This is a genomic window from Streptomyces sp. TOM-9 (genome assembly GCF_056858595.1).
Map to the genome: position 1 here is coordinate 2,664,639 of NZ_JBXEQB010000001.1, position 18,222 is coordinate 2,682,860.

An 18,222-nucleotide genomic window follows, 5' to 3' on the forward strand; every position below is an offset into this window, starting at 1 on the left:
CCGGTCGTATGCACCCCGAGCGCGGGTCGCGCGGTTCAACGCGTACGCCCGCCGCGTGCGTTCACGCGCCCGCCGATCGGGAATCTCCCAGGTCACGGCTGCGATCCGGTGCCGCGACGAACGGCGCGCGGGGAACCCGTCCGCCCTGCCGGAATGGCAGGCGAACTCCAGGAGAAGTGACGGGTAATCAAAGATAAACAGGGCATGCGGAAATCGAACGCGTGATTTCCCAAGATCCTCCGCATGCACTTCGAAACATAAAATCAAGGAGTTCCCGCATTCGGCTCAATGTGCACGTCCGCACTACGGCCAATGGGTGGAGTGAGACGCAGTCCACATCACATCGTCATTACGAACCCGGCCTTCCGGCCGAACTCCGCCATCACACGCTGTAACGTCGATTGAGTGCGTACCGATGACAAGCTTCGCCTCATGGAGGAGCCCGAGACAGCCCAGGCGCCACCGGGCATGAGCCGGACACGCGTGCTGCTGTTCGGATCGACGCTCGTGGCCTATGTGGCCATCGTCGTAGCCGTCCTGACCACGTCCAAGCTCGTGACCCTGGACTGGCAGGTCATGATGTGGCGGCCCTACAAGCAGTGGCCGCAGATCCACGCGTTCCTGGACTACTTCGTGGTCCTGGGCCAGCGCGGCCCGACGGCCGTGATCGTCGCCTCCTGGCTGGGCTGGCGCGCCTGGCGCCACCGCACCCTGCACCCGCTGCTGGTGCTGGGGACGTCGCTGCTCCTGCTGAACGTCACCGTGGGTTCGGTGAAGTACGGCCTCGGCAGGCTCGGCCCGCACTACGCGACCAGCGCCGGATCGGCCGAGCTCTTCGCCGGCGGCGATATATTTCCCTCCGGTCACACCGCGAACGCCGTGGTGACCTGGGGGGTCCTGGCCTATCTGGCCACCACCCCATGGGTCCGCCGGGTCACCTCCGTGATCGCGGCGCTGCTGGCGCTGGGCGTCGGCATGACCACCATCTACCTCGGCACCCACTGGGTCAGCGACGTCCTGCTCGGCTGGGCGGCCGGCCTGCTGATCCTGCTGGCACTGCCCTGGTTCGAGCCGTTGATGGCCTCGGCCGAGCAGCGGATCACGGCCGCCTGGGCGCGCCGCCGCGGCACCCGCACGGCGCCCGCCACGGCTTCCGCCACGAACGCGGCGCCGGCCTCCGCGCAGCTCTCCGACAACCCGGACGGCGTACTCGAGCCCGTCGTTCTCAGCGGCCGCGCGACGACGCCCGCGTCCGGCGTACCGCACCACCCGGCACGTCCGCACACCACCCGCCACGAACGCACCCCGGTCACCCCGGCCGGCAGCCGCCGCCCGCCCGCGGACCGGCCCGGCCGCCCGGCACCGATCGGCCAGGCCGGCGTGGCCCGCGGCCGCGGCGCCACCGGCTGACGGCCCGCGGGGCAGGTACGCACACCTCCCGCCCCGCCCGCGCCCGTACGACGAAGGCCCCGGCCGCCCCTCTTCGGGGGCGGCCGGGGCCTTCGTCGTGCGGGGATGCGGGGATGCGGGGAGAGGGGCCTTCAGCCGCTCCAGCAGCGGGTCACCCGGCCGCCCTCGACGGTGAAGTTGAGCCGGCCCACCCGGTACTCCATGGTGATGACGGCGCCCGGCGGCAGGGCACGCACCATGCTCCAGCCACGCTCGGTGGCCCGGCGCTCGGCCTCGTCGGCGCCAAGGCCGACGTAGGTGTCCGGTTCGTCCTGCGGTTGCCGTGCGGCACTCGGATCGGTTGCCATGAGAGCAACCGTAGGCGCACACGAGCCGTGACGGAAGGCGGCGGCCGACTTGATCGTCACACTTCTGTCACAGAATCCAGGGCAGCGTTTGGCGTGCACCGTTCACTCTTTGGGGGCGACTTTTCCAATCACCCGCCGAATTCGCGGACCCGGCCGCCGAAAAGCCGCCGGACCGGCCGCCACGGAATTCCGGGAAACGGTCCACACACTTCCCTCACATCACATCCCCAGCGTCGACAGCTCTTCATCCGTCAGCAACCGGGACCGAATGAGGAACCGGTTGCCCGTCGGCGCCTCCAGCGAGAAGCCGCTGCCGCGCCCCGGCACCACGTCGATCGTCAGATGCGTGTGGCTCCAGTAGGCGAACTGGTCGCGCGACATCCACACCGCCACCGGGTCGATGCCCAGGACGTCGAGGTCGCCGAGGTGCACGTCGGAGTCCCCGGTGAGGAACTCCCCCCGCGGATAGCACATGGGCGAGCTGCCGTCGCAGCAGCCGCCGGACTGGTGGAACATCAACGGGCCGTGCTGGTCGGCGAGACGCCGCAGCAGCCCCGCGGCCTCCTCGGTGACGGCGACCCGGCCGGCCCTCGGTGCGATAGAGGTCATGGGGTCAGAGTGCTCCCGCCGAGCGCCGCCCGCCAGACCCCCGCAGGACATGCCGGCGGGCGGAACCCACCGTCGACTCCGCCTCGCGCTCCGACAGGCCGGTGCTGACGGCCGCCCCGACCATCTCCGCGGCGACCCGGTCGCCGTGGCCGTTCTCGAACGCCCGGCAGGCGGCCCAGAACAGCCGCTCGTTGCGCTCCCCCACCGACGAGCCCAGCACGAAGCGGATCAGCGGCTCGGCCGTGCCCCCGCCCGACCCGGCGGCCGCCGTCGCGCCCGTCGCGGTGCGCGCGGCACGGCGCTGGGGGGTCGTCAGCAGCAGCCGCAGCAGCCGCTTGGGCACGACGGCCGGCGGCATCGAGGCCGTCGGCGGGTCCCAGCGGTAGAGCCCGGCGGTGGTCACCGAGCCGGGTCCCACGAGGTAGCCGCCGCTGCCGCGCACGTCGATCCCGTTGCCGAGCCGGCGCACGGAGTTGGGCACGATCGCCTCGGCCGGGCCGCGCAGCCACAGGTGCCGGCCGCCGCTCGGGGTGATGACCGTGCGCGTCCACGGCACGGCGAAGCCCCACCGGGCGGCCAGGTCCACCAGGTCGGTCACGCCGTCGACGCCGTCCTTGCGGTCCAGGTCGAGGCCGATCAGGTAGTGCGGTGAGCGTCCGCACGCGATCCCGTACCCGCTGGCCCAGGGGGCCGCCGCGAACAGCTCGGTTATCCGGGCGGGCTCGGTGGCGGCGTCGTGCACGCCGTGGCCGAGCCGTCCGCACTGGCCGCGGCACATCCCGCGCCCGGTCTCCCCCCGGTGCGGCGAACGGACCGCGGGGAGCTTGGTCCGCGACAGCGGGATGACGGGGAAGCCGCGCCGCGCGGCGGCGAGCGCGCACTCCAGCGCGCGGTCGTGGTCCGGATGCGTCACGGGGTGCCCCCTCGCTGCGCTACGGCATGGCCCCTTTATCGTACTTTCGTTCGACCCTCCACTCAATGGCGCAACGACGGCGCGCGGCACGGCCGTCCCGTCCCGGTCCGTCACATGACGGGTCGTCTGCCCGAGACTGTACGGAAGATGCGAGTACGCAAGACCGAGTGCCGGCAGGATCTCCTACCGCGAGGGAACGCGCCGATGGGGACGTACGCAGCGCAGACCGCGGCCGACCGGGCGGCGGAGCCCCGGCGGCCGGGACGCCTGCTGGTGGACTGGCTGACCACCACCGACCACAAGAAGATCGGGCACCTCTACCTGATCACGTCGTTCGGCTTCTTCCTCGCCGCGGGACTCATGGCGCTGCTGATGCGCGCCGAGCTCGCCCGCCCCGGCCTGCAGCTGATGTCGAACGACGGCTACAACCAGCTGTTCACGATCCACGGCACGGTCATGCTGCTGCTCTTCGCCACCCCGACCTTCGCGGGCTTCGCCAACGAGATCATGCCGCTGCAGATCGGCTCGCCCGACGTCGCCTTCCCCCGGCTGAACATGCTGTCGTACTGGCTGTTCCTCTTCGGCGGGCTGATCGTGCTGGGGAGCTTGCTGACGCCCTCCGGGAGCGCCTCCTTCGGCTGGTTCGCCTACGCGCCGCTGAACAGCCTCACCCGCTCGCCCGGGATCGGCGCCGACATGTGGATCATGGGGCTGGCACTGTCGGGCTTCGGCACCATCCTCGGCGCGGTCAACTTCGTCGCGACGATCGTGGGGATGCGCGCACCGGGCATGACCATGTTCCGGATGCCGATCTTCACCTGGAACGTGCTCTTCACCTCGGTGCTGGTGCTGATGGCCTTCCCCGTGCTGGCGGCGACGCTGCTGGTGCTGGAGGCGGACAGGCGCTTCGGTTCGCTGGTCTTCGAGCCGGGCAACGGCGGGGCGCTGCTGTGGCAGCACCTGTTCTGGTTCTTCGGCCACCCGGAGGTCTACATCATCGCGCTGCCGTTCTTCGGCATCATCACCGAGGTCATCCCGGTGTTCTCGCGCAAGCCGGTGTTCGGCTACGCGACGCTGGTGGGTGCGACGACGGCCATCACCGGGCTGTCGATGGTGGTGTGGGCGCACCACATGTTCGTCACCGGCGCCGTGCTGCTGCCGTTCTTCTCACTGCTGTCGTTCCTGATCGCGGTGCCGACCGGGGTGAAGTTCTTCAACTGGATCGGCACCATGTTGCACGGCTCGCTGTCCTTCGAGACACCGATGCTGTGGGCCGTCGGCTTCCTGGTGAGCTTCCTGTTCGGCGGCCTCACCGGGGTCATCCTCGCCTCGCCCCCGCTGGACTTCCAGGTCAGCGACTCGTACTTCGTGGTGGCCCACTTCCACTACGTGGTCTTCGGGACGGTGGTCTTCGCGATGTTCGCCGGCTTCTTCTTCTGGTGGCCGAAGTTCACCGGGAAGATGCTCGACGAGCGGCTGGGGAGGATCCAGTTCTGGACGCTGTTCGTCGGCTTCCACACCACCTTCCTCGTCCAGCACTGGCTGGGCGTGGAGGGCATGCCCCGGCGGTACGCCGACTACCTGGCGGCGGACGGCTTCACCGTGCTCAACACGATCTCGACGATCGGGGCGTTCCTGCTGGGCCTGTCCACCCTGCCGTTCCTCTACAACGTGTGGCGGACCGCCAAGTACGGCCGGCGCGTGGAGGTCGACGACCCCTGGGGCTTCGGCCGTTCGCTGGAATGGGCGACCTCCTGCCCGCCACCACGGCACAACTTCTCGACGCTGCCGCAGATCCGCTCCGAGTCCCCCGCCTTCGACCTGCACCACCCGGAGGTCGCCGCCCTCGACCGGGCACGCTCCACCGGCCGCCGCGACGCCGTCGAGCCCGGTGCCGGCGGCCAGGACTGACGGAGCGCGGTCGCGGCACCGGCAGCGCCGTCACCCGCCCGGGGTTCAGCCCCTCCCCGTCCGCCCACCGAGCCGCCTGCGCACCGCGGCCCGCAGCCTCTTGCGCAGCCTGCGGGCCCGGCGCTTCGCCGCGCGGGCGAGGTCCTTGCCCGCGTACAGCACGCCCATCCCCAGTCCGCCGACGTGGCGCCCGGCCGCGCGCAGCCGCCCCGAGCGGCCCGTCCGGCGGGCCAGCAGCTCCTCCAGCAGGCGTTCGCAGCTCCTGGCGATCTCTGCGGGGTCGTAGCTGGCGCCCTTGTCCAGGGCCGCCCGGCCCATCCGGCGGCGCAGCTCGTCGTCGTTGATCAGCCGGAGCATCGCCGCGGCGAGGGCGTCGACGTCACGCGGCGGCACCAGCAGGCCGTCGACCCCGTCGCTGATGATCTCCCCGGGACCGAGCGGGCAGTCGGTGCTGACCACCGGCAGCCCCACGCGCATCGCCTCGACGATCGTCATGCCGAACGACTCCATGCTGGAGGAGACCGCGAGCAGCGAGCCCTTGGCCATCTCCGGCTCGATCGGCGTCACTATCCCCATCATCGTCACCCGGTCGCCGAGTTCCAGGCGCTCGATGAGCTGTTCCAGCTTCTCCTTCTGCCCACCGGTGCCGTATAACCGCAGGCCCCAGTCCGGGTGTTCGACCGAGACCTTGGCGAAGGCCCTGATGAGGTCGCCGTAACGCTTCACCGGGGCCAGCCGGCCCGCCGCGACCACGTACTTGGCGTCCAGGGCGCTGGGCACGACACCCGGGTCGGGGACGCTGTTCGGCAGGGCGAGCACCCGTACGCCGGGCAGCCACAGTCTGCGGCGGTAGGAGACGGCGTCGGCCTCGGTCGTGGTGGTGACCGCGTCCAGCCGGGGGTAGAGCCGGCGCAGCCTGAGCACCAGCGCCAGCGAGTGGGTGTCGAGCGTCAGGTGCTCCTGTGCGATCCGGACGACGTGACGCGGCGCCTGCAGGGCGATGTGGACGTTCAGCCCGGGGCGGGTGCCGATGACGACGTCGGCGTCGAGGGCCGCGAGGTGGGCGGCGATCCGCTGGTCGGTGAGGGCGCTGTACTGCTCGTAGCGGTTCTCACCGGAGGGGAAGACCTTCGCCGGCCGGTGGTACAGCGGGTCGTCGAGGTCGCAGGTGTCGCTGCTCCTGCGCAGGTCCACCAGGTGCCTCAGCCGGACCTGCGGGGCGAGGGAGAAGGAGGGTTCGTCGCGGTGGCGGTACACGGAGACGATCTCGACCTCGTGGCGCTCGGCCAGGGCGCCGGCCAGGTTGTAGGTCGTGCGGATGGTGCCACCGACCCCGTAGGCGTTGTGAATCAGTATGGAAATGCGCATGCGTCCCCGCGTTCTCCCGCTCCCCGCGGACTCCCGCCCGCACTTCGTGCACGCAAGACGATCGCCCCGGCCCTTAGGTTGCGTTCGTCCACCTTCCCTGCCCCTCGCCATGTACGTACTGTGATGTCCCCGTGACCGGTCGGTATCCTTCCGGATCGCGCCCGTCAGGCACGATGGCCCAGCTGCGGCACGTCGGAGCAATTGCGCTCCATGTCGCCCCCCTCCGTCACCCAGCCGCCCCGGCGGCCGCTCACCGCGTCACTCCACCGGGCTACGGACGGACGGGCCCGACAGGTGACGGACGGTTCGGCAAGCACCTGAGAGCGCGGCGGGAGCGGCGGGCCGCACACATCGCGGCCTAGGGCGGACGGACCGTTCAGGGTATGGCCACACACGACGTATTTCCACTAATCGGTTGAGATGACCATAAGATGACACGAATTCAGGCACATCATGACCAGGACCCGCCAGGACCCGCCGTTCCCGGCCGGGGTCCACAGGGCTCAGCGCGGCAGGCGCAGCAGCGTCCCGGGCGTGAGCTGGCGGGTCGGGTCGGAGCCGATGACGTCCTGGTTGAGCCGGTACAGCTCGGCCGCGCCGCCGCTGACGTTGAAGCGCCGGGCGACGCCCTCCAGGGTCTCGCCGGACTGGACCGCGTGCGCCCGGCCGGCCAGCCGCAGGCGCTGCGCGCAGGTCGGCCAGGCCTCCCAGCCCTGGTCGCGGAGGATCTCCTCGGCGACGGTCATCTGCTGGTCGGGGGTCGCACGGTCGGGCCTGGCGGCCAGGTCGAGACCGCCGTGCTCGACCCAGGTGGGCTGGAAGATCTGCAGCCCACCGTAGAAGCCGTTGCCGGTGTTGGTCTTCCAGCGGTTGCTGCTCTCGCAGGTCGCCAGTTCCAGCCAGACGGGGGCGTGCCCGTCGGCCCGCGCTCCGGGAGCCAGGGCCGCCCACGAGGCGAGCAGAGCGAAAGCGGTCACCGCGAGACGGCGGGGACGGGACATGCGGGCCAGGCTAGGCACGGTGCGGCGGGCGCCGTCGCCCGCCGCGCCGTGCGCGCCCCCCGGCCCACCCGGTCGGAGCACGGCCGCCGGGTGGGCCGGGAGTGCGCGGGAGGTCAGACCGACAGCCGCTGTCCCGGGTAGATCAGGTTGGGGTCGGCGCCGATCACGGTCCGGTTGACGGCGTACAGCTTCTTCCAGGTCGTCCCGTGAGCGGCCGCGATGCCGCTCAGGGTGTCGCCGCCGCGGACGCTGTAGTTGCCGTGCCCCTTCGCCCGGCCCTGGCCGCGGTCGGCGTGACCGCCGCTGCCGCGCGACTGCTGCGCGGGCGCCGGGGCGGTGTGCCGCTTCGCCTTGGGCGCGGCCGGGGCAGTGCCGCGGGCGGGTGCGCTCCCGTAGGCACCGGCGCGGGCGGAGCAGGTGGGCCAGGCGCCCCAGCCCTGCGCCCGCTGCACCTTGGCGGCGACGGCGATCTGCTGCTCACGGCTCGCCCGGTCGGCGGTCGCCGCGTACGCGGTGCCGCCGTAGGCGCGCCAGGTCCCGGCCGAGAACTGGAGTCCTCCGTAGTACCCGTTGCCGGTGTTGATGTGCCAGTTCCCGCCGCTCTCGCAGCTCGCGATGCGGTCCCAGACCCCGCCGTCGGCGGCCTTCGCGGGCCCCGCGACGGCCATGAGGGCCAGCGGGGTCAGCACGGTGACGCCGGCTACGACTGCGGACTGACGGTACTTGGCTGATACGGCCATGGAATCCCTCTCCACGGACCCGGGGTTCCCCCATGGCGCCGTACCTCCGGTACGGCACCCGACGGACGGGGTCCCCACGCATCCGGCGCGGCCCCCGTCCCCTTCGCTCGCCGACCGGTGGATTTCGGATCCACGGTCACCCTCCGTGCGAGCCCTCCCGGGTGGTGCTCTCTGCACACGGCGGGCAAATCTAGGCAGGGTCGCGTTCCGTCGCCAAACAAACCCCTTACGCCGCAGGCCACTTGAGGGTTACCGGGAGTAAAGACCTATTTAGGACACCGGATTGATGGTGTTTTTTGCGGCATATCCGCACAGCGCATATGCGCCATGTGACCCGACTCATAGGCACGGAGGCTTCCCGGGGTGAAAGGTGGGACTTGGAGTGACCGGCTCCGTACCGCCGCTCACCCTCCGCACGCGGACGCACGAGCACGCGCCAAGAAGGCCGTGACTCCCGCCACAGATCGGCCGTTGTCACTATGTGCCGGGCGAGGCCCGGCAAAGGAGCCCGTAGCCGTACATTTCAAGGAGGCTTCAGTGCCGCCCATGCTCGACGTCAGCGACGAGGTACGAGCCGAGATCGGCGATGAGGAGGCGGCACGCCTGCTGGCGGGCGACAGCGCGCCCGGCACGTACGACTGCACCTCCTGCCGTACCCCGGGGGACACCGCCACGGAGCGCACCAGCACGGTGCTCTTCGTCGGCGAGGAGACCGCCGTGCTCGCCTTCGCCCACGCGACCTGCATCCCCTCCCAGGTCGTGCCCGTCTCGGAGGAGCAACTGCAGGGAGCGGTGCAGAGCATCGCCGGTGAGGAGCCGGCCGGCGGAGCGGCGGCCGCCGCTCCGCGCCAGGCGGTGCTCGGCATCACCTGCGGCCTCGTCCTCATCAAGGAGGAGGTGTGCCCGGCCCTGGTCATCGAGCCCACCGGCCCGATCGCCCGGCCCGGCGAAAGCGGCCCCGGCGACGACTTCCTGCCGATCCTCATCGAGCAGGGCTTCCTCCCCGTGAACGACCTGTCCACACCGCCCTCCCCGCTGCCCGGCTGGTCCGTGCTGCTGGCCATGGGGCAGCTGCACGCCATCCTGCAGCCCGGCTCCGCCGGCGCGTGGTGGCAGGCGCACCAGCCGCTCGCGGTGAGCGAGGGCTGGCGCCAGGCGGTCAACCGGTCGAACGAGGTGTACGTGTACGCCGCCCCGCACGGCACCATCGGCCAGCAGCCCCGCGAGGACCTGCTGCGCGACGCCCTGGAACGCGCCTGCGGGCGCGGACTCCTCGTCGCGGCGACAATGCCGCTCTCCGGCACCTGATCCCCCCGGCTCCGGCCAAAGGCGCGTACGGCTGCCCGTACGCGCCTTTGGCCTATGGCAGTGCATATGCGTGATTCATCCGTACGACCCGCATCCCCGCAGATGAGCCGCTCGTTGCCACGACGTGCACACCTTTGACGCTTCCTCACGAGCCCAGTTCCGCAGCCCCATCCCCCCCATGCGCACCGCGCAGGAGGCGTCCGTGAGCGAGGGCACGCCGATCTACGACGCGCTCTACTCCGAGTACCGCAGGCTCTTCCGCACCCTCCCCGGCGACCGCACCGGCGAGGAGGACCTGCAGTTCAACGGCTTCGCCGACCGCGGTGGGGTCAACTCCGCCTACCGCTCCGGCCGCCACCGCGGCGACCTCCCGGCCCTCCCCCCGGGCCTCGCGGAGAACCGCATGCACGGCGGCCTCTGACCCACCCCGCACGGCGAACCGCCCGCCCGATCGCCCCCCTGGGGAAGCGACCCGGCGGGCGGCACCATGTCCGGCCCCCGCAGGAGCTGCTTCTTGCGGCCGCGCTTCTCCCGCACCCGCACCGACACCTGGATCGGCGTCCCCACGAACCCGAACTCCTCACGCAACCGCCGCTCGATACTGCAACACCCCGGGGAGCGACCCCCCGGACCCCCACAAAGAACCGCCCGCCCGATCACCCCCCCCTCGGGAAGCGACCCGGCGGGCGGCACCACGCCCACCCCCGCAGGAGCTACTTCTTGCGACCGCGCTTCTCCCGCACCCGCACCGACACCTGGATCGGCGTCCCCACGAACCCGAACTCCTCACGCAACCGCCGCTCGATACTGCAACACCCCGGGGAGCGACCCCCCGGACCCCCACAAAGAACCGCCCGCCCGATCACCCCCCCCCTCGGGAAGCGACCCGGCGGGCGGCACCACGCCCACCCCCACAGGGACTACTTCTTGCGACCGCGCTTCTCCCGCACCCCCACCGACACCTGGATCGGCGTCCCCACGAACCCGAACTCCTCACGCAACCGCCGCTCGATACTGCAACACCCCGGGGAGCGACCCCCCGGACCCCCACAAAGAACCGCCCGCCCGATCACCCCCCCCTCGGGAAGCGACCCGGCGGGCGGCACCACGCCCACCCCCACAGGGACTACTTCTTACGGCCGCGCTTCTCCCGCACCCGCACCGACACCTGGATCGGCGTCCCCACGAACCCGAACTCCTCACGCAACCGCCGCTCGATACTGCAACACCCCGGGGAGCGACCCCCCGGACCCCCACAAAGAACCGCCCGCCCGATCGCCCCCCTGGGGAAGCGACCCGGCGGGCGGCACCATGTCCGGCCCCCGCAGGAGCTGCTTCTTGCGGCCGCGCTTCTCCCGCACCCGCACCGACACCTGGATCGGCGTCCCCACGAACCCGAACTCCTCACGCAACCGCCGCTCGATACTGCAACACCCCGGGGAGCGACCCCCCGGACCCCCACAAAGAACCGCCCGCCCGATCACCCCCCCCTCGGGAAGCGACCCGGCGGGCGGCACCATGTCCGGCCCCCGCAGGAGCTACTTCTTACGGCCGCGCTTCTCCCGCACCCGCACCGACACCTGGATCGGCGTCCCCACGAACCCGAACTCCTCACGCAACCGCCGCTCGATACTGCAACACCCCGGGGAGCGACCCCCCGGACCCCCACAAAGAACCGCCCGCCCGATCGCCCCCCTGGGGAAGCGACCCGGCGGGCGGCACCACGCCCACCCCCACAGGGACTACTTCTTGCGGCCGCGCTTCTCCCGCACCCGCACCGACACCTGGATCGGCGTCCCCACGAACCCGAACTCCTCACGCAACCGCCGCTCGATGAAGCGGCGGTAGCCCGCCTCCAGGAAGCCGGAGGCGAAGAGCACGAAGCGCGGGGGCTTGGTGCCGGCCTGGGTGCCGAAGAGGATGCGGGGCTGCTTGCCACCGCGGATCGGGTGGGGGTGGGCGGCGACGAGCTCGCCCAGGAAGGCGTTGAGACGGCCGGTGGGGACCCGGGTCTCCCAGCCCGCCAGGGCGGACTCGATGGCCGGGACCAGCTTCTCCATGTGGCGGCCGGTACGGGCGGAGACGTTCACCCGGGGCGCCCACTGGACCTGCACGAGGTCCTTCTCGATCTCGCGCTCGAGGTAGTAGCGCCGCTCCTCGTCCAGCACGTCCCACTTGTTGTAGGCGATGACGATGGCGCGGCCCGCCTCGACGGCCAGCGAGATGATGCGGGTGTCCTGCTCGGCGAGGGTCTCGCCGGCGTCGATCAGGACGACGGCGACCTCCGCCTTCTCCAGGGCGGCCGCGGTGCGCAGCGAGGCGTAGTAGTCCGCGCCCTCCTGGAGGTGGACGCGGCGGCGGATGCCCGCGGTGTCCACGAACTTCCAGATCTTGCCGCCGAGCTCGATGAGCTCGTCGACCGGGTCGCGGGTCGTGCCGGCCTGCTCGTTGACGACGACGCGCTCCTCGCCCGCCACCTTGTTCAGCAGCGAGGACTTGCCGACGTTCGGGCGGCCGATCAGCGCGACGCGGCGCGGGCCGCCGATGGTGTTGGCGAAGGACTGCATCGGCGCCTCGGGGAGCGCCTCCAGCATCGCGTCCAGCAGGTCGCCCGTACCGCGGCCGTGCAGCGACGAGACCGGGAAGGGCTCGCCGAGGCCGAGGTTCCACAGCATGGCGGCGTCCGCCTCGCCCGAGGGGCCGTCGACCTTGTTGGCGCACAGCACGACCGGCTTGCCGGCCTTGCGGAGCAGCTTGACGACGGCCTCGTCGGTGTCGGTCGCGCCGACCGTGGCGTCCACCACGAAGACCACCGCGTCGGCGGCCTCGATCGCGAACTCGGCCTGCGCGGCCACGGACGCGTCGATGCCGAGGACGTCCTGCTCCCAGCCGCCGGTGTCGACGACCTTGAAGCGGCGGCCGTTCCAGTCGGCCTCGTACGTGACGCGGTCGCGGGTGACGCCGGGACGGTCCTCGACGACCGCCTCACGGCGGCCGATGATCCGGTTCACCAGCGTCGACTTGCCGACGTTCGGGCGGCCGACGACCGCGACGACCGGCAGCGGGCCGTGGCCCGCCGCCGCGAGGTCGCCCGCGACCTCGTCGAGGTCGAAACCCTCCTCGGCGGCGAGCTCCATGAACTCGGCGTACTCGGCGTCGTCGAGCGCGCCGACTTCGCCGTACTCGTTCTCGATGTCCATGAAAGCTTCTCCGTCGATCGTCAAATGTGCGGGGGCTTGCACGCCCCAGTGTGGATCAGGCCGACGCTAGGAGGCGCGGCCCGTGGTGCGCCGGGCGTACTCGAGGTGTCCGCTCAGGTGCTTCTGGATGCGCACGGTGGCGGCGTCCAGTGCCGTACGCGTGCGGCGTCCGCTGCCGTCACCGGCGTCGAAGGGGTCGCCGAAGACGATGTCGACCCGGCCGCGCACCGGCGGCAGGCCGCGGATCAGCCGTCCCGGCCGGGACGTGCCGAGGACCGCGACCGGCACTATGGGCGCGCCGGAGCGCACCGCGAAGTACGCCAGGCCCGCCCGCAGGTCGGCGAAGTCGCCCTCGCCCCGGGTGCCCTCGGGGAAGATCCCCAGGACCCCGCCGCGCTCCAGCACGCCGAGCGCGCTGGTCACCGCGGTGCGGTCGGTACTGTGGCGGTCCACCGGGAGCTGGCCGATCCCACGCAGGAACGGGTCCAGCGGCCCGATGAACGCCTCCTTCTTGATCAGGAAGTGCACCGGGCGCGGGCAGGTGCCCATGAGGACCGGCCCGTCCACGTAGTGCGAGTGGTTCACGGCCAGGATCACCGGCCCCGTGGCGGGCAACCGCCAGGCGCCGAGCACCCGGGGGCGCCAGAGGCTGTTGATGATCCCGATGCCGAGGCGGCGGCCGACGGCCGCGCCCCTCGGTCCCGGAACCGCGGAGGAGTCGCTCACGAAGCCGCCCGCTTCTCCTCGATGAGGGTGACGACGCACTCGATGACCTGGTCGAGGGTGAGCTCGCTGGTGTCGACCTCCATGGCGTCGTCCGCCTTGGCCAGCGGGGAGGTCTTGCGGCCGGAGTCCGCCGCGTCGCGCCGTACGAGGGCCTCCCGGGTCGCCACGAGGTCGACCTGGGCGCTGCCGGTGGCCTTCAGCTCGCCGCCGCGGCGGGCGGCGCGGGCCTCCGGGGAGGCGGTGAGGAAGATCTTGACGGTGGCGTCCGGCAGCACGGTGGTGCCGATGTCCCGGCCCTCGACGACGATGCCGGCGGGCGCGGCGGTGGCTGCGTCGCGCTGCAGCCCGACCAGGCGGCTGCGCACCTCCGGCACCGCGCTGACGGCGCTGACCGCCGCGGTGACCTCCTGGGTGCGGATCGGGCCGGAGGCGTCCACGCCGTCCACCGTGATCGTGGGCGCCGCCGGGTCGGACCCGGAGACGATCACCGGCTTCTCGGCGGCGGTCGCCACGGCGGCTGCGTCGTTCACGTCGACGCCGTTGCTCAGCATCCACCAGGTCATCGCCCGGTACTGCGCTCCGGTGTCCAGGTAGCTCAGGCCGAGCTTGGCCGCGACCGCCTTCGAAGTGCTGGACTTGCCAGTGCCCGAGGGGCCGTCGATCGCGACGATCACCGGATTCGACACAGTCGGGGGACCTTCCTTGTGCATGGAGCAGGTACACGGCTGGCGCAATGCCATCCCCACAAGGTTACCGGCCCACCCATTCGGCTCCGTACCACGAATTCCCAGGCCCCCCGCGGCCCCCGTGTCCGCGAAGAGCCGCGCGAGCTCCCCGGGCCGGGCCCGATCCCCGACGCCGACCTCGCACCACTCGGCCCCGAGCGGGCCTCCCGGGCTTCGCACGGCTGCGCCGGACTCCGTCCGCCGGCCCCATCACGCGCGCAGCGACCAGCCACGCTCCCGCAACGCCGCCGACAAACGCGCCGCCGCGGCCGGCTCCACCATCAGCTGGACCAGACCCGCCTGCTGCCCGGTCGAGTGCTCGATCCGCACGTCCTCGATGTTGACCCCCGCGGCCCCCGTGTCCGCGAAGAGCCGCGCGAGCTCCCCGGGCTGGTCGCCGATGAAGGCGGCGACGACGTCGTAGGACTTGGGGGCGGAGCCGTGCTTGCCGGGGACCTTGGACCGGCCGGCGTTGCCGCGGCGGAGGAGGTCCTCGATGCCGGCGGCGCCGTCGCGGCGCTTGGCGTCGTCCGCGGACTGCAGGGCCCGCAGGGACTCGACGGTCTCCGTCAGGTCGGCGGCGAGATCGGCGAGGACGTCGGCGACCGGGCCGGGGTTGGCGGAGAGGATGTCGATCCACATGCCGGGCTGCGAGCCCGCGACCCGGGTGACGTCGCGGATGCCCTGGCCGCACAGGCGCACCGCGCTGTCCTCGGCGTGCTGCAGGCGCGCCGCGACCATGCTGGAGACCAGCTGGGGGGTGTGCGAGACGAGGGCGACGGCGCGGTCGTGGGCGTCGGCGTCCATCACGACCGGGACGGCGCGGCAGAGCGCGACCAGCTCCAGGGCGAGGTTGAGCACCTCGGTCTCGGTGACCGGGGTCGGGGTGAGCACCCAGGGGCGGCCCTCGAAGAGGTCGGCGGTCGCGGCCAGGGGGCCGGAGCGCTCGCGGCCGGACATGGGGTGCGTGCCGATGTACGAGGTCAGGTCGCAGCCGAGCGCCTCCAGGTCGCGGCGCGGTCCGGCCTTGACGCTGGCGACGTCGAGGTAGCCGCGGGCGAGCCCGCGGCGCTGGGCGTCGGCGACGGTCGCGGCGACGTGGGCCGGCGGCACGGCGACGATCGCGAGGTCGACCCGGCCGGACGGGGGTTCGTCGGTGCCCGCGCCGAGCGCGGCGGCGGTGCGCACCACGGCGGGGTCGTGGTCCTCCAGGTGGACCTCGACGCCGCGCGCGGCGAGCGCGAGGGCGGCGGAGGTGCCGATGAGGCCGGTGCCGATGACGAGGGCGGTTCTCACTGGGCGATGTCCTTGCGGAGGGCGGCCGCGGCGCCGAGGTAGACGTGGGAGATCTCGCCCTTGGACAGGCCGGACTCGACGTGGGCGAGGATGCGCACGACCCGGGGCATGGCGCCGGCGATGTCGAGTTCCTGCGCGCAGATCAGCGGTACGTCGGTGATGCCGAGCTTGCGCGCGGCGACCGCCGGGAAGTCGCTGTGGAGGTCCGGGGTGGCGGTGAACCAGACGCTGATCAGGTCGTCCACCGCGATGCCGTTGCGCTCCAGGAGGGCGGTGAGCAGCTCGGCGACCTGCTCGTGCATGTGCTCCGCCTCGTCCCGCTCCAGCTGGACGGCTCCGCGGACCGCTCGTACCGCCACGTCATCGCTCCCTGTGTTGCTGCGCGCACGTACCTGGTCAGCGTAGTCGGGGCGGACGGGGCGCGGCGGACACGCCCGCCCTGCGAGACGCCAGGGGTGCTGCGGTACACCATGAAGCATGATCTTCCACCTTGTTCCGCTGGACGACTGGCTGCGCGACCCGGACCGTCCGTACGCGCCCTCGTCGCTCGCCGAGGACGGGTTCGTGCACTGCGCGCCCGACGAGGCGGTTGCGCTCGCCGTCGCCGACGCCTTCTACCGGGGCACCCCGGGCCCGCTGATGGTGCTGCTGATCGACGAGGAGGCCCTGGAGGCCCGTGTGCTGTGGGAGGACGCCGATCCGGTGCCGCCGCCGGGGGTCCCGCAGGAGACGCGCTTCCCGCACGTGTACGGGCGCATCAACCGCAGCGCGGTGGTCGGGATGCTGGAGGTGCAGCGGGACACGGACGGCCGCGCGGTGGCGCTGGCGGTGTGGTCGTGAGCGCCGCTTCGTCCTGACACGCCCCTGGACGCGGGGCGGGCCGTCCGCTTCGATGGTGCCCTGACCGCGCGGCCTCGGGGGAGGCGGACATGAAGCGTTCCGGACCGCTCTACACGCTCCTCGCGGGGCTGGCACTCGCGCTGATCATGCTGTCGCTCAACGCGACGACGGAACCGCCGCAGGCGGGGCCGAAGGGCGGCGGCCCGCCGGCCGCGAGCCGGACGCCGTCCGCCGCCCCGCCGTCGTCGGCCCCCGCGGCCTCCCCGTCCCGCAGCACCGCGGTCCCCCGTCCGGACGCGGACTACGCGGGCCGCACCGGCGACGACGCGGCGAGCGTCGCGATCGCGCTGCGCGACGGCAAGGCCGTCGCGTACGTCTGCGACGGGCGCACCAAGGAGGCCTGGCTGCGCGGCGACGTCCGGGACGACGGCGGCATGCGCCTGACCGGCGACCGCGGCGCCTCGCTGGAGGGCACGCTGGAGGGCGGCCGCGTCACCGGCGAGGTGCGGCTGACCGGCGTGGAGCAGCCCTTCACCGCGCAGCGCGCGGTGAAGCCGTCCGGTCTGTACCGGGCGACCGCCTCGGTGCGCGGCGCGCGGGTCGTCGGCGGCTGGATCGTGCTGCCGAACGGCAAGCAGGTGGGGATCGTCTCGCGCGACGGCGAACCGTCGGCGGCGCCCGCCATCGACCCCGCCACCGGCGCCGTGACCGTCGACGGCACGCAGCTCACCGCACGGCCGATCCCCTGACCGTCCGCCCGCAGGCAGGAGCAGGAGCGCCCCATGAACGTGGACCCGAACGCCGCCACCACGTCCTTCCCGGCCCCGTCACCGCGCCCCCGGCGGCGGGTCGCCGTGTTCCTCGTCCCCGCGGTCGCCGCCGCGGCGGTCGCGGTCGCCCTCGGCGCGTACGGCAAGGTGCACGACCCGGCCGGCACCGCCTTCAACCTGGCCGGTTTCTCCAGCACGGGCGCGGTCAAGTCCTGGCTCGCCACGGCCGCCTTCGCCTTCGCCCTGGTGCAGGCGGTCTCGGCGCTGGTGATGTACGGCAAGGTGCCGGGCGTCCGCGCCCCCTCCTGGACCGGCGGGCTGCACCGTTGGTCGGGCCGGATCGCGTTCCTGCTGGCCATCCCGGTGGCCGTGCACTGCCTGTACGCGTTGGGCTATCAGACGTACAGCAGCCGCGTGATGTGGCACTCGCTGCTCGGGTGCTTCTTTTTCGGGGCATTCACCGCAAAGATGCTGCTGCTGCGGGCCGAGCGACTGCCGGGCTGGCTGCTGCCGGTTGTCGGCGGGCTGGTCTTCACGGCGCTGACGGTGCTGTGGCTGACGTCCGCGTTGTGGTTCTTCAGAACGGTCGGGGTGACGACATGAAGCGACGCATGGTGCTGCTGTCCACGGCAGCGCTGGCGGGTTGCAGCAAGTACGGCGAAGAGAGCGCGCCGCCCGCGGCGGCGACCTCCGCGCCACCACCGGCCTCGGAGCCCGTCTCCGCGCCGAGCTCGGCACCGGCCTCCGCTTCCCCGTCCGGGGAGGGCGAGGTGCTGGTGAAGGCGGCCGACGTGCCCGTCGGCGGCGGCACGGTGATCACGGACAAGAAGGTCGTGGTGACCCAGCCCCAGGCCGGCGAGTTCAAGGCCTTCTCCGCCGTCTGCACCCACCAGGGCTGCATCGTGAACACCGTCGCCGACGGCACCATCAACTGCCCCTGCCACGGCAGCAAGTTCCGCATCGCCGACGCCTCGGTGGCCGCGGGACCGGCCAAGAAGCCGCTTCCCCCCGAGGAGATCACCGAAAAAGACGGCGAGATCTTCCTCGTGTAGCCCGTA

Annotated in this window: 19 protein-coding genes; 8 read left to right on the forward strand and 11 right to left on the reverse strand. The window is 72.2% G+C overall.

The features are described 5' to 3' along the window. Nucleotides 1-405: 405 nt before the first annotated feature. Complete coding sequence (locus AC1VWI_RS12500) at nucleotides 406-1,410, forward strand: phosphatase PAP2 family protein (protein WP_499511057.1); 1,005 nt, start codon at nucleotides 406-408, stop codon at nucleotides 1,408-1,410. A 131-nt stretch (nucleotides 1,411-1,541) separates the two neighbouring features. Here the strand turns inward: AC1VWI_RS12500 and AC1VWI_RS12505 are convergent, their stop codons facing one another. The 3 genes from AC1VWI_RS12505 to AC1VWI_RS12515 all read right to left on the reverse strand — a co-directional run bounded on the left by AC1VWI_RS12505 (nucleotide 1,542) and on the right by AC1VWI_RS12515 (nucleotide 3,279). After that, nucleotides 1,542-1,757, reverse strand: a complete 216-nt coding sequence (locus AC1VWI_RS12505; RefSeq protein WP_499511058.1) for an I78 family peptidase inhibitor — start codon at nucleotides 1,755-1,757, stop codon at nucleotides 1,542-1,544. A 219-nt stretch (nucleotides 1,758-1,976) separates the two neighbouring features. After that, nucleotides 1,977-2,366, reverse strand: a complete 390-nt coding sequence (locus AC1VWI_RS12510) for a DUF779 domain-containing protein (protein ID WP_499511059.1) — start codon at nucleotides 2,364-2,366, stop codon at nucleotides 1,977-1,979. A gap of 4 nt (nucleotides 2,367-2,370) precedes the next feature. Beyond that, the gene (locus AC1VWI_RS12515; protein ID WP_499511060.1) at nucleotides 2,371-3,279 is read right to left on the reverse strand and encodes a bifunctional DNA primase/polymerase; all 909 of its coding nucleotides are present in this window, start codon (nucleotides 3,277-3,279) and stop codon (nucleotides 2,371-2,373) included. Between the two features lie 204 nt (nucleotides 3,280-3,483). On the opposite strand from AC1VWI_RS12515, the gene ctaD reads away from it, so the two are divergent. Continuing rightward, nucleotides 3,484-5,190, forward strand: a complete 1,707-nt coding sequence (ctaD, locus tag AC1VWI_RS12520) for an aa3-type cytochrome oxidase subunit I (protein WP_499511061.1) — start codon at nucleotides 3,484-3,486, stop codon at nucleotides 5,188-5,190. A 45-nt stretch (nucleotides 5,191-5,235) separates the two neighbouring features. Here the strand turns inward: ctaD and AC1VWI_RS12525 are convergent, their stop codons facing one another. The 3 genes from AC1VWI_RS12525 to AC1VWI_RS12535 form a co-directional block, all read right to left on the reverse strand. Continuing rightward, complete coding sequence (locus AC1VWI_RS12525) at nucleotides 5,236-6,558, reverse strand: glycosyltransferase family 4 protein (protein ID WP_499511062.1); 1,323 nt, start codon at nucleotides 6,556-6,558, stop codon at nucleotides 5,236-5,238. Between the two features lie 503 nt (nucleotides 6,559-7,061). Further along, a complete protein-coding gene (locus tag AC1VWI_RS12530) occupies nucleotides 7,062-7,559 on the reverse strand; it encodes a transglycosylase family protein (RefSeq protein ID WP_499511063.1) in 498 nt (165 codons plus the stop codon). 113 nt (nucleotides 7,560-7,672) lie between these two features. Further along, nucleotides 7,673-8,299, reverse strand: a complete 627-nt coding sequence (locus AC1VWI_RS12535) for a LysM peptidoglycan-binding domain-containing protein (protein WP_499511064.1) — start codon at nucleotides 8,297-8,299, stop codon at nucleotides 7,673-7,675. Nucleotides 8,300-8,836: 537 nt separating this feature from the next. On the opposite strand from AC1VWI_RS12535, the gene AC1VWI_RS12540 reads away from it, so the two are divergent. Both AC1VWI_RS12540 and AC1VWI_RS12545 read left to right on the forward strand, forming a co-directional pair. After that, nucleotides 8,837-9,607 carry a DUF8842 C-terminal domain-containing protein gene (locus AC1VWI_RS12540; protein ID WP_499511065.1) on the forward strand — a complete coding sequence of 257 codons (771 nt, stop codon included), beginning with the start codon at nucleotides 8,837-8,839 and terminating at the stop codon, nucleotides 9,605-9,607. Between the two features lie 178 nt (nucleotides 9,608-9,785). Continuing rightward, nucleotides 9,786-10,028: a hypothetical protein gene (locus AC1VWI_RS12545; RefSeq protein ID WP_499511066.1), complete on the forward strand. Its 243-nt coding sequence runs from the start codon at nucleotides 9,786-9,788 to the stop codon at nucleotides 10,026-10,028. Between the two features lie 1,321 nt (nucleotides 10,029-11,349). Here AC1VWI_RS12545 and der read toward each other — a convergent pair. The 5 genes from der to aroH all read right to left on the reverse strand — a co-directional run bounded on the left by der (nucleotide 11,350) and on the right by aroH (nucleotide 15,913). Next, nucleotides 11,350-12,807: a ribosome biogenesis GTPase Der gene (gene der / locus AC1VWI_RS12550; RefSeq protein ID WP_499511067.1), complete on the reverse strand. Its 1,458-nt coding sequence runs from the start codon at nucleotides 12,805-12,807 to the stop codon at nucleotides 11,350-11,352. A 66-nt stretch (nucleotides 12,808-12,873) separates the two neighbouring features. Next, nucleotides 12,874-13,572 (reverse strand): lysophospholipid acyltransferase family protein, encoded by a 699-nt coding sequence (locus AC1VWI_RS12555; protein ID WP_499511068.1) that lies wholly within the window; start codon nucleotides 13,570-13,572, stop codon nucleotides 12,874-12,876. Further along, nucleotides 13,530-14,243 carry a (d)CMP kinase gene (gene cmk / locus AC1VWI_RS12560; protein ID WP_499511069.1) on the reverse strand — a complete coding sequence of 238 codons (714 nt, stop codon included), beginning with the start codon at nucleotides 14,241-14,243 and terminating at the stop codon, nucleotides 13,530-13,532. The genes AC1VWI_RS12555 and cmk overlap by 43 nt, the downstream gene beginning before the upstream one ends. Before the next feature lie 225 nt (nucleotides 14,244-14,468). Next, nucleotides 14,469-15,554: a prephenate dehydrogenase gene (locus AC1VWI_RS12565; protein WP_499511070.1), complete on the reverse strand. Its 1,086-nt coding sequence runs from the start codon at nucleotides 15,552-15,554 to the stop codon at nucleotides 14,469-14,471. Continuing rightward, complete coding sequence (gene aroH / locus AC1VWI_RS12570) at nucleotides 15,551-15,913, reverse strand: chorismate mutase (protein ID WP_499511071.1); 363 nt, start codon at nucleotides 15,911-15,913, stop codon at nucleotides 15,551-15,553. Before aroH ends, AC1VWI_RS12565 begins: the two co-directional genes overlap by 4 nt. 118 nt (nucleotides 15,914-16,031) lie before the next feature. On the opposite strand from aroH, the gene AC1VWI_RS12575 reads away from it, so the two are divergent. From AC1VWI_RS12575 to AC1VWI_RS12590, 4 genes are all read left to right on the forward strand, one after another. Beyond that, nucleotides 16,032-16,394, forward strand: a complete 363-nt coding sequence (locus AC1VWI_RS12575) for a DUF952 domain-containing protein (RefSeq protein WP_499511072.1) — start codon at nucleotides 16,032-16,034, stop codon at nucleotides 16,392-16,394. An 89-nt stretch (nucleotides 16,395-16,483) separates the two neighbouring features. Further along, nucleotides 16,484-17,143: a hypothetical protein gene (locus AC1VWI_RS12580; protein WP_499511073.1), complete on the forward strand. Its 660-nt coding sequence runs from the start codon at nucleotides 16,484-16,486 to the stop codon at nucleotides 17,141-17,143. Between the two features lie 33 nt (nucleotides 17,144-17,176). Beyond that, nucleotides 17,177-17,767, forward strand: a complete 591-nt coding sequence (locus tag AC1VWI_RS12585; RefSeq protein WP_499511074.1) for a DUF6529 family protein — start codon at nucleotides 17,177-17,179, stop codon at nucleotides 17,765-17,767. Further along, nucleotides 17,764-18,216: a Rieske (2Fe-2S) protein gene (locus tag AC1VWI_RS12590; RefSeq protein WP_499511075.1), complete on the forward strand. Its 453-nt coding sequence runs from the start codon at nucleotides 17,764-17,766 to the stop codon at nucleotides 18,214-18,216. The genes AC1VWI_RS12585 and AC1VWI_RS12590 overlap by 4 nt, the downstream gene beginning before the upstream one ends. Nucleotides 18,217-18,222 lie beyond the last annotated feature (6 nt).